The sequence below is a fragment of the Corynebacterium sp. LK10 genome (genome assembly GCF_008042455.1).
GTDB classification, from domain to species: Bacteria; Actinomycetota; Actinomycetes; order Mycobacteriales; family Mycobacteriaceae; genus Corynebacterium; species Corynebacterium jeikeium_D.
The window spans coordinates 62,565-76,423 of the sequence record NZ_NOVT01000022.1 but is presented as its reverse complement, the minus strand read 5'-3'; the positions used below and the strand labels follow the sequence as shown (position 1 = coordinate 76,423).

Annotated in this window: 11 protein-coding genes and 1 pseudogene; all 12 read right to left on the bottom strand. The window is 58.5% G+C overall.

The features are described from left to right. The 12 genes and pseudogenes from carB to aroC all read right to left on the bottom strand — a co-directional run bounded on the left by carB (position 1) and on the right by aroC (position 13,781). Positions 1-3,360, bottom strand: a complete 3,360-nt coding sequence (gene carB / locus CHU70_RS09765) for a carbamoyl-phosphate synthase large subunit (RefSeq protein ID WP_049193726.1) — start codon at positions 3,358-3,360, stop codon at positions 1-3. Between the two features lie 24 nt (positions 3,361-3,384). Beyond that, entirely contained in the window at positions 3,385-4,617 is a 1,233-nt protein-coding gene (gene carA / locus CHU70_RS09760) for a glutamine-hydrolyzing carbamoyl-phosphate synthase small subunit (RefSeq protein WP_255465687.1), read from the bottom strand. Positions 4,618-4,655: 38 nt separating this feature from the next. After that, positions 4,656-6,017, bottom strand: coding sequence for a dihydroorotase (locus tag CHU70_RS09755; protein WP_016422710.1), 1,362 nt, complete (start codon positions 6,015-6,017; stop codon positions 4,656-4,658). Next, positions 6,018-6,971, bottom strand: a complete 954-nt coding sequence (locus CHU70_RS09750) for an aspartate carbamoyltransferase catalytic subunit (RefSeq protein ID WP_147739801.1) — start codon at positions 6,969-6,971, stop codon at positions 6,018-6,020. Continuing rightward, positions 6,968-7,537 carry a bifunctional pyr operon transcriptional regulator/uracil phosphoribosyltransferase PyrR gene (pyrR, locus tag CHU70_RS09745; protein WP_016422708.1) on the bottom strand — a complete coding sequence of 190 codons (570 nt, stop codon included), beginning with the start codon at positions 7,535-7,537 and terminating at the stop codon, positions 6,968-6,970. The genes CHU70_RS09750 and pyrR overlap by 4 nt, the downstream gene beginning before the upstream one ends. Before the next feature lie 434 nt (positions 7,538-7,971). Continuing rightward, positions 7,972-8,493 (bottom strand): annotated as a pseudogene (gene nusB / locus CHU70_RS09740) (transcription antitermination factor NusB); the annotation flags it as partial. A 48-nt stretch (positions 8,494-8,541) separates the two neighbouring features. Further along, entirely contained in the window at positions 8,542-9,105 is a 564-nt protein-coding gene (gene efp / locus CHU70_RS09735) for an elongation factor P (RefSeq protein WP_016422706.1), read from the bottom strand. Between the two features lie 87 nt (positions 9,106-9,192). Continuing rightward, entirely contained in the window at positions 9,193-10,365 is a 1,173-nt protein-coding gene (locus tag CHU70_RS09730; RefSeq protein WP_070653108.1) for a Xaa-Pro peptidase family protein, read from the bottom strand. Then, positions 10,362-10,838 (bottom strand): type II 3-dehydroquinate dehydratase, encoded by a 477-nt coding sequence (gene aroQ / locus CHU70_RS09725; protein ID WP_016422704.1) that lies wholly within the window; start codon positions 10,836-10,838, stop codon positions 10,362-10,364. The genes CHU70_RS09730 and aroQ overlap by 4 nt, the downstream gene beginning before the upstream one ends. Then, positions 10,838-11,944 (bottom strand): 3-dehydroquinate synthase, encoded by a 1,107-nt coding sequence (gene aroB, locus CHU70_RS09720; protein WP_147719048.1) that lies wholly within the window; start codon positions 11,942-11,944, stop codon positions 10,838-10,840. The genes aroQ and aroB overlap by 1 nt, the downstream gene beginning before the upstream one ends. Before the next feature lie 87 nt (positions 11,945-12,031). After that, positions 12,032-12,553 carry a shikimate kinase gene (locus tag CHU70_RS09715; protein ID WP_048731844.1) on the bottom strand — a complete coding sequence of 174 codons (522 nt, stop codon included), beginning with the start codon at positions 12,551-12,553 and terminating at the stop codon, positions 12,032-12,034. Between the two features lie 40 nt (positions 12,554-12,593). After that, a complete protein-coding gene (aroC, locus tag CHU70_RS09710; protein WP_187269731.1) occupies positions 12,594-13,781 on the bottom strand; it encodes a chorismate synthase in 1,188 nt (395 codons plus the stop codon). Positions 13,782-13,859: the final 78 nt, after the last annotated feature.

Here is a 13,859-nt window from a genome sequence, read left to right as displayed (position 1 = left end):
TTAGGCCTGCTCCTGAGCAGCCAACTCTGCCGGGTGGAGTTCCTGCAGAGCCTTAACGCTCATCTCACCGTTGCGCAGTGCCAGAATGCCCTGCAGTGCGGCGACGGCCCCCTGAGCGGTGGTCACACAAGTTACGCCCTGGCTCACAGCAGCAGCGCGAATCTCATATCCGTCAGAGCGTGCGCCAGCAGAACCGGACGGGGTGTTGATAATGATGTCAACCTCACCGTCGCGAATCATGTCGACGATGTCGCGCTCGTCCGTCGGCGCATCGGAATCAGTCGTACGCTTTGCGACGACCTCACACTCAACACCGTTGCGGCGCAGCATACCGGCCGTACCCTCCGTTGCCAGGATGCGGAAGCCCATATCCGCCAGCGTGAGGATCGGGAAGACCAGAGTGCGCTTATCGCGGTTGGCCAGCGAGACGAAGATCGTGCCCTCGGTCGGCAGCTCACCGAAACCGGCCAGCTCGCCCTTGGCGAAAGCGGCACCAAAGTTGTCTGCCAAGCCCATGACTTCACCGGTGGACTTCATCTCCGGGCTCAGCAGGCTGTCGAGAGCGCGGCCCTCGAAGTCGCGGAAGCGGTTGAACGGCAGGACGGCTTCCTTAACCGCAATCGGAGCGTCAGCAGGCAGAGAGCCACCGTCGAAGTTGGACGGAATCATGCCCTCTTCGCGCAGTTCCGCGATAGTAGCGCCCATCATGACGCGGGACGCGGCCTTAGCCAGCGGAACTGAGGTTGCCTTGGAGACAAACGGTACGGTACGAGATGCACGCGGGTTGGCCTCGATGACGTAGAGCGTCTCGTCCTTGAGTGCGTACTGAACGTTCATCAGGCCCTTGACACCGATGCCGTGTGCCAGTGCCTTGGTGGATTCACGCACCTTGTCGATGATGCCTGCAGACAGAGTCATCGGAGGCAGCGCACACGCGGAGTCGCCGGAGTGAATACCGGCTTCCTCGATGTGCTCCATAACGCCGCCGAGGTAGACCTCTTCCCCATCACACAGTGCATCAACATCAATCTCGATGGCGCTGTCCAGGAAGCGGTCAACCAGTACCGGGTGCTCATTGGACAGCTCGGTAGCGCGGTTGATGTAGTCCTCCAGAGTGGCCTCATCGTAGACGATTTCCATGCCACGGCCGCCGAGGACGTAGGACGGACGGACCAGCACCGGGTAACCGATACCAGCGGCAACCTGGCGAGCTTCTGCGAAGGAGGTGGCGGTACCGAACTCCGGCGCCGGCAGCTTGGCCTCAGCCAGCACCTTGCCGAACTCACCGCGGTCCTCAGCCAGGTCGATTGCCTCTGGGCTAGTGCCGACAATCGGAACACCTGCGGCCTGCAGACGCTCCGCCAGGCCCAGCGGGGTCTGGCCACCGAGCTGAACAATGACGCCTGCGACCTTTCCGGACTGGCTCTCAGCGTGGTAGACCTCGAGGACATCCTCGAAAGTCAACGGCTCGAAGTAGAGGCGATCTGCGGTGTCGTAGTCGGTGGAAACCGTTTCCGGGTTGCAGTTGACCATGACGGTCTCGTACCCAACCCGGGAGAGCTCGAGCGCCGCGTGGACACAGGAGTAGTCGAACTCAATACCCTGGCCGATGCGGTTAGGACCGGAACCGAGGATGATGACCTTTTCCTTTTCGGTCTGCGGGGCGACCTCGGACTCAGCAGCCGGGTCCAGCTCGTATGCCGAGTAGTGGTACGGAGTCTGTGCTTCGAACTCGGCGGAGCAGGTATCGACAGTCTTGAATACGGGGTGGATGTTCAGGCGCCAGCGCAGCTCGCGCACGCCGTCTTCCCCGGCCAATTCCGGACGCAGCGCAGCAATCTGGGCGTCGGACAGTCCCCAGTACTTAGCCTCACGCAGCAGGTCGGAGGTCAGCACCGGAGCGTCGATAAGCTCCTTGCGGATATCCTGCAGGTTTTCCATCTCGGCGATAAACCACGGATCCAGGCCGGAAGCTTCGTGGATCTGCTCGATGGAAGCACCCAGACGCTGAGCCAGCTCAACGTCGTAGATGCGACCTTCAGTCGGACGCTTCAGGTCCTCAAGGACAGCGTTGACATCGTTTGCGCGCTCACCTGCAAAGTCCTCATCCGGAACAGTCCAGAAACCAGCTGGCTTGTTCTCCAGCGAACGCATGACCTTACCGAGCGCGCCGATGTAGTTACGGCCGATAGCCATGGCCTCACCGACGGACTTCATGGTGGTGGTCAGCGTATCGTCAGCACCTGGGAACTTCTCGAAAGCAAAGCGTGGAGCCTTGACAATCACGTAATCCTGCACCGGCTCAAACGCTGCCGGGGTTTCACCGGTGATGTCGTTGGTGATCTCATCAAGGGTGTAGCCGATAGCCAGCTTGGCAGCAATCTTTGCAATCGGGAAACCAGTTGCCTTGGAAGCAAGCGCCGACGAGCGGGAGACGCGCGGGTTCATCTCAATGGTGATGATGCGGCCGTCATTCGGGTTGATGGCGAACTGGATGTTACAGCCACCGGTGTCAACGCCGACCTCACGCAGAATTGCGATGCCCTGGTCACGCATGGTCTGGAACTCGCGGTCGGTCAGAGTCATCGACGGAGCGACAGTCACCGAGTCACCAGTGTGGACACCGAGGGCATCAACGTTTTCAATGGAGCAGACCACGACAACGTTGTCGTCGCCATCGCGCATGAGCTCGAGCTCAAATTCCTTCCAGCCGAGGATGGACTCCTCGATCAGAACATTGGCCTCGGGCGATGCGGCCAGGCCGCCACCTGCAATACGGTCGAGGTCTTCCTGGTTGAAGGCCAGACCGGAACCCAGACCGCCCATGGTGAACGACGGGCGAACAACGACCGGAAGACCGAGCTCTGCAACAGTCTCATGGACTTCTTCCATGTTGTGGCAGACGCGGGAACGAGCGGATTCGCCACCAATCTTGGCGACGATGTCCTTGAACATCTGGCGATCCTCACCGCGCTGAATGGCCGGAATATCAGCACCAATCAGCTCGACATTGTACTTCTCCAGAATGCCCTCGCGGTCCAGCTGAATAGCTGCGTTCAGTGCAGTCTGGCCACCGAGAGTTGCCAGGACAGCGTCAATCGGGTTGCCCTCTGCAGCTTCCTTGGCCAGGATCTTTTCGATGTACTTGGTTTCAATCGGCTCGATATAGGTGGAGTCTGCGAACTCCGGGTCAGTCATAATCGTTGCCGGGTTGGAGTTGACCAGCGTGACTCTCAGGCCCTCTTCGCGCAGCACGCGGCAAGCCTGGGTGCCGGAGTAGTCGAACTCGCAGGCCTGACCGATAACAATCGGGCCGGAGCCGATAACCAGTACGTGGTTGATGTCTGTACGACGTGGCATGGTGTTAGGTCCCTTAGCCCTTTCCTACTTGTTCGAGTTTCCGGTTGCGGACTTGTTGAAATCGACCTTCTGGATCAGCGCCAGGAAGTCATCAAAGAGAGAGTGCGCATCGTGCGGGCCGGCTGCGGACTCCGGGTGGTACTGCACAGAAAAGGCCATGCCGTTCTTCAGTGCGACACCTTCCACGACGTCGTCGTTAAGGCAGGTGTGCGTAACCTCTGCCTCGCCCCACGGGGTATCGAAACTCTCGCCGGCCTTGCCTTCAAGTGCGAAACCGTGGTTCTGAGCGGTGATAAAAATACGGCCAGTGCGGTGGTCTTTCACCGGAACATTGACGCCGCGGTGACCGAAGACCAGCTTGTAGGTATTCAGGCCGAGTGCGCGACCAAGAATCTGGTTACCGAAGCAGATACCGAATAGCGGCATGCCGTCATCGAGGGCAGCCTTGGCGACCGCAACCATCTCATCAGCAGTTGCCGGGTCACCCGGGCCGTTGGACAAGAAGACACCGTCCGGCTGGTATTCCTTCTTAATATCTTCGTACGGAGTGTTAGCCGGAACAACTACGACTTCCAGGCCACGCTTAGCCAGCTCACGCGGGGTGTTGGACTTGATGCCCAGGTCGTAGGCCACAACACGTGCCTTCTTCTCCCCCTGTGGTTCCACGACATAGGCCTCATCGGTGCTGACCTCGCGAGCCAGGTCCGCGCCCTTCATCGCAGGCTGAGCGCGAACGATTTCCACCAGCTTATCGACGGGCTGCTGTGCGTCCTCACCGGAAAAAATACCAGCGGCAATCGAGCCATTGTCGCGCAAATGGCGAACCAGCGCGCGGGTATCAATCTGGCGGATACCGATGATGCCCTGTGCCTTCAGTTCATCTTCCAAGCTGCGCTCCGAGCGCCAGTTGGAGGGAATGCGCGACAAATCGCGGATAATAAAGCCAGCTGCCCAAATCTTGTTTCCGCGGGACTCGTAGTCCTCATCGTTCCAACCGGTGTTGCCGATCTGTGGTGCGGTAGCCACAATCAGCTGGCGGTGGTAGGACGGGTCCGTCAGGGTTTCCTGGTAGCCCGTCATAGCGGTGGTAAAAACTGCCTCACCCAGGGTTGTACCGGTGGCGCCGAAACCGCGTCCGCGGAACACTCGGCCATCTGCCAATACCAGGACTGCCGCTGTAGCGGCCGCGGCCTGCGACTCGTTGCTCACGTTATTGCCTTTCAGTTGGGTAGCGTGCGAGGAATTTACATTAATCATACGGGACGCATGTGAATGTTTATGCGTTGACATGAATATTATCCAGCGACCTCTCCGTTAAGAGCGGTCACCTTACCGCGCAGCACGGTAGCTGCCACGGACACGGCCATCTCCATTTCCTCATATGGAGTGTTCTCAGACTTCGACGCCAGGTCTTCGCCGCGGACCGTCCACTTTTTGCCCGGGTCAACAACGGTCAGGTTGGCAGGCTCACCGACAGCAATCGGACGGCCGTGCCCCGGTAGCTTCACGATTTGAGCGGGACGCTCACTCATGACCTTGGCCAGCCAGCGCCAATCACAATCGCCCTTCAAAACGAATTCTTCGGCGATGATTGGCATCGAGGTCTCCAGACCAAGCATGCCGGGCTTAGCGTGCTCGAACTCGCAGCACTTTTCTTCAGAGCCGTGCGGAGCGTGGTCGGTAGCGACACAGTCAATGATCCCGTCAATCAGAGCCTGACGCAGAGCCAGGGTGTCGCGCTGCTCACGCAGCGGCGGATTGACGCGGTAGACGCCGTCGTAGGTCTCCAACTTCTCATCGGTGAGAATCAGGTGATGCGGGGTAACCTCGGCGGTCAGCGGAATATCATGCTCCTTTGCCCACTTGACCAGCTCAACCGTGCCTTCGGTGGAAGCGTGGCAGATGTGCATGCGTCCGCCGTAGTCGCGAGCCATAATGGCATCTCGGGCCACGATGGACTCCTCAGCTACGCGCGGCCACCCGGTCAGGCCGAGTCGTGCGGCGGTCGGACCTTCGTGAGCCGATGCATCTGCGGTCAGACGCGGATCTTCGCAGTGCTGCGCCAGCAATACGTCTTCGCCGCGGGCGTATTCAATCGCGCGGCGCATAATCAGCGGATTGTCAACGCACTTACCGTCATCGGAGAACATGCGTACCTTCGCCTGCGAGTCTGCCATCATGCCGAACTCAGTCAGCGTCTCGCCCTTCAGCCCCTTAGTAATGGATCCGACCGGGTGAACGTCGCAGAGGTTCAGCGCCTGGCCCTTGAGCCACACCGACTCAGCAATCGAGGGGTCATCGGTTACCGGCGCGGTATTGGCCATAGTGAACACTGCGGTGAAACCACCGCGTGCTGCGGCAGCGGAACCAGTGGCCAGGGTTTCCGTATCTTCACGGCCCGGCTCCCGCAGGTGCACATGGATGTCAACCAGGCCTGGCAAGAGAACGAGGGAGTCGAACTCCAGGACCTCTACCCCGTCCTCGGCCGTGAGATTTTCTCCAATCTCAGCGATAACGCCATCTTCAATCAAGACGTCGACGTCTTCGCCTTCACCGTAGGGACGCACACCCTTCAGCAGCAGCTGTCCCCGTGCGGGTGCTGCCAATGGTCCTACCTCGGGGTACGAGGCTTCGTCATACTCATTGCGATTCGACATTTATGCCTGCCCTTCCAAGTTGGCGGAAACACCTGAGGTCAGCAGTGTGAAAAGAACTGCCATGCGGACGTGGACACCGTTGGCTACCTGCTGCAGCACGGCAGTGCGCGGCAAATCAGCGACGGCATCGTTAATTTCCATGCCACGAAGCATCGGGCCTGGGTGCATCACAATGCAGTCGTCGCGAAGCATCTTCTCGCGAGCCTTCGACAGCCCGTAGCGAGTGGCGTATTCGCGATGGGATGGGAAGAAGCCTCCGTTCATGCGCTCCTGCTGAACGCGGAGCATCATCACGGCATCAGCATCGCGAATCTCGTCTTCCATGCGGTAGGCAACACGCACCGGCCAGGTCTCGATGCCAAACGGCAGCAGCGTCGGTGGCGCGACGAAGACGACCTCGGCGCCGAGCTTGCTTAGCAGATCGGCGTTAGAGCGAGCGACGCGAGAGTGCAAAATATCGCCAACGATGACGACCTTGCGCCCCTCAATTCCACCGAGGCGCTGACGCAACGTCACCGCGTCCAGGAGAGCCTGCGTCGGGTGCTGGTGCTTTCCGTCACCCGCGTTGATGATCGATGGGCCGTTGCCAAATTCCTCAGTCCACTTGGCGATCAGCTGTGCCGCGCCCGACGATGGGTGCCTAACGACCATGGCATCGCCGCCGATAGCATCCAAAGTCAGCGCGGTGTCTTTCAGACTTTCGCCTTTCTTCACAGAGGAAGAGGAAGCCGAGATATTAATAACATCGGCGCTCATCCACTTACCCGCAGTCTCAAAAGAAGAGCGGGTACGCGTGGAGTTCTCGTAAAAGAGGTTATAAATAGTGCGGCCGCGCAGGGTCGGCAGCTTCTTAATTTCCCGACCGCGGATGACCTCCTTGAAACGATCGGCCTCATCCATCAGGCCGACAATTTCATCCTTGGTCAAATCCGCAATGCTAATCAGGTGTTTCACTGTTCCTCCGCCCGGGTGAGAATAACCGCGTCACGGCCGTCAAGTGCCTCTACCAGCACATCGACGTCTTCGTCGCGGGAAGTTGGCAGATTCTTACCGACGTAATCGGCGCGAATTGGTAGTTGACGATGACCACGATCAACCAGCACTGCAAGCTGAATTACTCGCGGGCGACCGATGTCAGCAATAGCGTCGAGTGCGGCACGAATTGTGCGACCTGAGAAGAGGACATCGTCTACGAGAACAACGGTGGTGCCGTCGATTCCGGAGTTTGGAATGTTCGTGGGCTGCAGGGCGCGGTGCGGGCCCTTGCGCAAGTCATCCCTGTACAGGGTGATATCAAGCGATCCAGTTTCCGGGCGAATGCCGGAGAACTGTTCAATCAAATCGGCTAGCTTCTCCGCCAGCGGTACGCCACCAGATGGAATACCGAGGAGAACTACGCGCCCAGCATTTGGGCTATCCAGCGCAGTTTTTTCAATAATTTGGTGCGCGATGCGCGCGATGGTACGTGCAACTTCGTCTGCATTGAGCAGCTCGGTTGTTTGCGGCGTTCCTTCGCTCATCGTGACCTCCTTCCCCGCCTCTCAGTGCGGTCCGTTAAAGGATGTCTTGATTGTGGATATTTGATTATCAGTTTGCATGACTCGCAACTACGGGCGCGGTGCAAACTTCCGCTGACCAGAATAGCACTCACACTTAAATTGCCTCTAAATGCAACAAAACTCCAAGCCCCCAAAAAAGGGACTTGGAGTTTCAGACAATCCGCGAGAACCGACTGTGATCGGCTCGCAGTGAGCCCGGCCGCTTTGATTGGCTAGGACCCGTTCTCGCTCTTAGCCACGTCTTCAGCCACCAGCTTGGCAATATCGCTCATGTCCAGGCCGGTAATCTTAGCCATCTCATCGGAGTCAGCCAGTGCCTTGTCAGCTTCCTCATTTGCAGCAGCCTGTGCCTGAATAGCCTCGTCGAACTGGGACTCGCCCACCGAAGTGCTAACAGCTGCTGCTGCCAGGCGTGCCTGGTCGGCAATCTTGGCCTCGGCATCGAGAACTGCGTTGATGTACGGTGCCGCCACATCAGTGGAGTATTCCGATGCCAGCTCAACGCCTTCCACCACGGCCACACGCGGAGGCACGTCGGAGTTGTAGAACAGCTCCCAGGTGGAAAGACGCAAGATAGCACGGTCGACTGCCGGTAGGCGACGCAGCGGCCACTCCTCCGTCAGGTACGAAGAAATCGTCGAGTCGATACCGATAATTTCCGCAGCTACACCGCGCACGATCTGCTCGGTGTACTCCGCAATTGGATTCACATCCAGATCGGGATTACGGACCATTTCCAGCCGCTCTTCAAGAAGCTTGACGACGTCGACGCCTCGCTGCTCGGCCTCAAATAGCAGATCTACCGCACGACGGCGCGCACGGTAGCGCGCGCCGTGGCGCTTGTAGTTAGGTTCGCGAACTTTCGCGGACTCCTGCGCATCCGGGGTCTCGACGGACTTGTGATCCTTTTCAGTCATGGATGTGTATGTATCGCTCTCAACAAAAGGGTGAACTAGATGAGGGAATTAGTGGTTGACGCGGGACAGGTAGGAGCCGTCACGGGTGTCGACCTTCAGTACGTCGCCGGTTTCGATGAACAGCGGCACCTGAATCTCAGCGCCAGTCTCCAAAGTTGCCGGCTTGGTGCCACCGGTGGAGCGGTCGCCCTGCAGACCCGGGTCGGTCTGCTCAACCTTCAGTTCAACCGAAACAGGCATTTCAGCGAAAAGAACGTTGCCCTCATGGAAGGACACCTGGCAGGTGGTTTCCGGAAGCAGGAACTTAGCACCCTCCGGCATCTGAGCGTCCAGGATGGAAATCTGGTCGTAGGTCTTGTCGTCCATGAAGACGTATCCTTCACCGTCGTGGTACAGGTACGTCATGTCGCGACGGTCGACGGTAGCAGTCTCAATCTTGACGCCAGCGTTGAAAGTCTTGTCAACAACCTTGCCGGTCAGAACGTCCTTCAGCTTGGTGCGGACGAATGCCGGACCCTTACCTGGCTTGACGTGCTGGAACTCCACGATCTGCTGAAGCTTATTGTCGTGCTTGATAACTAGACCGTTTTTAAAATCTGCGGTGGTAGCCAACTAAACTCTCCTGAAATTGTTAAAAAGCTCTCTGACGAAACCACGATACTCCGTATCTCATCGAGAGAAAAATAAAACGCCGTGATGTTAGGCCCGCGGTTTCGGCAGCTGCGTAATAATTTCCGGCTCGGTGTCGGTGATAATCAACGTATCTTCGATGCGCACACCGCCGAACCCCGGCACATAAATACCAGGCTCGATGGTCAACGTCATGCCAGCTGCCAACTTCCCCTTGCCGGTGCGAGCAGCAAATGGAGCCTCATGCACCTCAATACCGATTCCGTGGCCGGTGGAATGAACGAAGTGCTCCCCATAACCAGCCTTTTCAATAATGTCCCGGCATGCTGCGTCTACAGCCACAACATCAGCCCCTGGCACGGCCGCTTTTACGCCAGCCAGCTGGGCTTCCAGCACGACATTGTAAATCTCTCGGGCCTTCTCGTCTGCGAACTCCACCCCGGCAACAATCGCGCCGTCCAAATCTGACGACGTATTGTTCGGACCGTTTTCGCTTGACGACGTTCCCGCCTCACCGGCAAAGAGGGTACGTGTCATATCTGAGTTGTAGCCCCCGGCAAAGGCGCCAAAGTCAATAGTGACCAGGTCACCTGCCTCGATTACGCGATCTTCCGCTCCGTGGTGTGGCTTGGCGGAATTCGGGCCGCTCGCGACAATCGTGTCGAAGCTTGGCCGATCGGCGCCATGCATGCGCATGCGGTACTCCAACTCTGCGGCGACTTCGCGCTCCGTGCGGCCGGCGACCACGATGCCGTCGTGAAGCAAGTCCTCGAATGCGCGGACCGCGATGTCGGCGACGTGGCGCAGAGCGACGAGTTCTGTATCGGACTTGACCTCCCGCAGTTTAGAGACGACGCCCGTAGTCGATACCAGCTCGAGTGCCTGTGGCCGGGCATCCTCTAGCTCTTGATAAGCGGCCATAGTGAGGAACTCAGATTCAACACCAAGACGCGAGATATCCAGCTTTCGGCATTGACCGACGAGTGCCACGCCGGTGTTGCGGGCGGTGAGTAACTCCACGTCCGGTGCCTGTTTGCCAGCCTGAACCGTATAGCGGCCGTCGGTGGAAAGCAGCGCTTCCCCACTGGCCGCAACAATCAAACCAGCATTCGAGCCGTGGAAACCTGTAAGCCAACCAACATGCGTCGGATCGACTGTGAGGAAACCGTCGCAGTCGTTGTCGGACAATGCGTCGATAAGAGCGGCTCGGCGGGCGGCGTAGTTCGTGGAGATATCTGTCATAGTTTCGTACTCACCCTTCTCAGTGCCATGGAATACCCATCAGTTCCGCATCCGACGATAACGCCCGCGGCAAGCGCCGACAGGTACGAGTGGTGCCGAAACTCCTCCCGGGCGTGAATGTTTGAAATATGGACCTCGTGGAAGCCCGCGCCGTCGGCAATTTCGGCAAGCGCGTCACGTAGGGCGACGGAGGTGTGTGTCAACCCCCCTGGATTGATAATGACTGGCCAACCGTAGTCGGCAGCTTCGTGAACCCACTCGATGAGTTGACCTTCATAGTTGGATTGGCGGCAATCCACTACGACGCCAAGCTCCTTGGCTAGGGTGCGAAGTTCAGATTCGACATCGGCCAAAGTAGTGGCACCGTAAATTTCTGGCTGACGCTTGCCCAGACGGTCGAGGTTCGGGCCGTTCAGAACAAGCACGGTCGGAATCGCCGTTGTGGCATCCGTTGCTGCACGAAGAGAGGTCATTAGCGGGTTGACTCCTCAGATGCGGCCTGCCCATTGTTGCAGAGCAGTTCGTATGCACGCTCGAGGTCATCCATGCCCGGACCTTCAAGACGGGCTGTTTCACCGGGGCGTTCCAGAATAACGAATCGGATCGCACCATCCCGGTTCTTCTTATCCCTGGTCATAGCATCGTAGAGCTCGGTAAAACGACCTGCCTGGTAGGTCGTTGGCAGCCCAATGGACTCTAGGATGCGACGATGGCGGTCTACGAGTTCCTGATTAATATGTCCGGTGATCTTGGCCAGCTCGGCGACATAAACCATGCCTACAGCGACGGCGTGGCCATGGCGCCAGCGGTAGTTTTCAAAGTGCTCAACGGCATGACCGAAAGTGTGGCCATAGTTCAGGATCTCGCGGAGGCCAGATTCCTTCAAATCCTCAGCGACAACGCGTGCCTTGACAGCAATCGCGCGCTCGACCAGTTCTGGCAAGTCACCGTCAACATCGAGGCAGGTCTGCGGGTTTGCCTCGTAAAGATCGAGAATCTTCGGGTCCGCGATAAATCCAGCCTTGATGATCTCTGCCGAGCCCGCAATCAGTTCAGCCTTCGGCAAGGTGCGCAGGACATCCAGGTCACAGAACACCGCGGCAGGCTCGTGGAAAGCGCCGACCAGGTTCTTGCCGGCTGCAGTGTTGATACCGGTCTTACCACCGACAGCTGCGTCGACCATGCCGAGCAGCGTTGTCGGGACCTGGATAACCTTCACTCCACGCATCCACGCGGCGGCGACGAACCCACCGAAATCTGTGGCTGCACCGCCGCCAATCGCGATTACCGCGTCACGCCGGCCCAGACCGCGTTCACCAAAAGTGTCCCAAACTGTTTCAGCAACTGCGAGCGTCTTGCCCTCCTCCGCATCCGGAACCTGGATGCTAAAGGCGTCGACTCCTTTGTCCGCCAGAGCCTTGATGACGCCGAAGCTCAGCTCTTGAACGCTCTCCTGGTGAATCACCGCAACCTGGGAGGCAAACGTAGCGGCCTCCGCAATCTGCTCGGTGAGTCCATGCCCCATGGCTACCGTGTACGGGGATGGGCCTTCAACACGGATTGTGCGGGTTGAGTTCATTGTCAGTCCCTAGTCGTTAGCGTAAGAAATGTATGGAGTTGCTGGTTATACGGCAGTGATTAGCTGCCGCCTTTTAAGAGTCGCCAGTTAAGCCTCGTCGCAGGTTTCATCGAGGTAGCTGAGGATCTCGGCCACAACGCGCTGCGGGGAACGTTCGTCGGAACGCACCTTGAAAGTGGCTGCATCTTCGTAAAAAGCTCGGCGAGCCTCATAGAGCGCGCGGTAATGAGCCTCAGGGTCATCCGCCTGGAGCACCGGGCGCGAATTGTTACCCGCTGTACGACGGACCCCCTCTGCAATGCTGATCTCGAGGTAGACGACGTTATGGTCTGCCAGCAGGTCACGGGTCGCCTGCGAAATCACGGCACCACCGCCAAGTGAGACGATTCCGTCGTGGGTCAGAGCCTCCGCCACGATTTGTTCCTCGATACGGCGGAATTCCGGCTCTCCCAGCTCGGAAAAGACTTCCCCACAAGTCTTGCCCATGCGCTGTTCAATCATCTCATCGGTATCGGTGAGTCTTGTGCTCAATGCACGAGACAGTCGACGACCGATGGTGGACTTTCCCGATCCGGGCGGTCCGACAAGGACAATAGTAGGAACGGACATTCCCCTCGTTTTACCCTTCTTCGTGTGCGCGACTGTGGCGCTATTTCCAATCAAGGCGACGTCGAGTCTGCTCCAAGTAGCCCTCAACGTTACGCTTGGTTTCCTCCAGGCTATCGCCGCCGAACTTTTCCATCACTGCACGCGCCAGTACCAGCGCGACCATTGCCTCTGCGACAACACCGCCGGCCGGGACCGCGCAGACATCAGAGCGCTGGTGGATTGCGGTAGCTGCATCGCCGCTGGCCATATCGACGGTCTTCAGCGCACGCGGAACGGTCGAAATTGGTTTCATCGCAGCACGCACAACGAGAGGTTGAGCATTAGTCATGCCACCCTCCAGGCCACCGGCGCGGTTAGTTTCCCGATCCACGCCGTCGTCGGTACGCACCATTTCATCGTGAGCCTCGGTGCCACGGCGACGGGCTTCCTCAAAACCGTCGCCGATCTCCACGCCCTTGACGGACTGAATTCCCATCAAGGCAGCCGCAAGCTGCGAATCCAGACGGGCATCACCGGAAATGTGCGATCCCAGACCCACCGGCAGACCGTGGACAACGACCTCGACGATGCCACCGAGGGTGTCGCCCTGCTTCTTGGCGGCCTTGATTTCGTCAATCATCGACTCCTCCGCAGCTGCGGAGAATGCACGCACTGGCGACTCGTCAATCTTGTCCTGATCAGCGAAGGTCGGCAGTGGCCCCTCGTAGGGCTCCGAACGACCGATGGAAATAACGTGGCTGACAACTTCCACACCGAGAGTCTCACGCAGAATTAAGCGTGCCACAACCGATGCCGCCACACGTGCTGCAGTCTCGCGAGCCGATGAACGCTCCAGGATGTTTCGAGCATCGGTGTGGTTGTACTTCAGCATGCCGTTGAAATCGGCATGCCCCGGGCGCGGGCGGGTTAAGGTGGCGCCACGAGCTGTATCCAAAACAACTGGGTCAACTGGATCCGGGCTCATGACCTCAGTCCACTTGGGCCATTCGGAGTTGCCGACCATAATGCCAATCGGCGATCCCAGCGTCTCACCATGTCGAATGCCAGTCAGCAGGGTGACCTCATCAGCCTCAAACTTCATTCGCGCCCCGCGACCATAGCCGAGGCGGCGGCGTGCGAGGTGGCGTGATACGTCATCTGTAGTCAGGGGAAGTCCGGCTGGCGCGCCTTCTACGAGAGCGATAAGCGCTTTGCCGTGAGATTCACCCGCGGTAGTCCAACGAAGCATAGGTATCATAATGTCACGTTTGCCGTACTTCTTGTGCATTTGGGGGCATACAAGTTTCAAATATGCCCCATTTCATCG

Bases quoted from the DNA above. Each gene is read 5' to 3' on its own strand.
- aroC (WP_187269731.1), bottom strand. From the start codon at position 13,781: ATGCTTCGTTGGACTACCGCGGGTGAATCTCACGGCAAAGCGCTTATC.
- CHU70_RS09715 (WP_048731844.1), bottom strand. From the start codon at position 12,553: ATGTCCGTTCCTACTATTGTCCTTGTCGGACCGCCCGGATCGGGAAAG.
- aroQ (WP_016422704.1), bottom strand. From the start codon at position 10,838: ATGACCTCTCTTCGTGCAGCAACGGATGCCACAACGGCGATTCCGACC.
- CHU70_RS09730 (WP_070653108.1), bottom strand. From the start codon at position 10,365: ATGACAGATATCTCCACGAACTACGCCGCCCGCCGAGCCGCTCTTATC.
- pyrR (WP_016422708.1), bottom strand. From the start codon at position 7,537: ATGAGCGAAGGAACGCCGCAAACAACCGAGCTGCTCAATGCAGACGAA.
- carB (WP_049193726.1), bottom strand. From the start codon at position 3,360: ATGCCACGTCGTACAGACATCAACCACGTACTGGTTATCGGCTCCGGC.
- CHU70_RS09755 (WP_016422710.1), bottom strand. From the start codon at position 6,017: ATGTCGAATCGCAATGAGTATGACGAAGCCTCGTACCCCGAGGTAGGA.
- aroB (WP_147719048.1), bottom strand. From the start codon at position 11,944: ATGAACTCAACCCGCACAATCCGTGTTGAAGGCCCATCCCCGTACACG.
- carA (WP_255465687.1), bottom strand. From the start codon at position 4,617: ATGATTAATGTAAATTCCTCGCACGCTACCCAACTGAAAGGCAATAAC.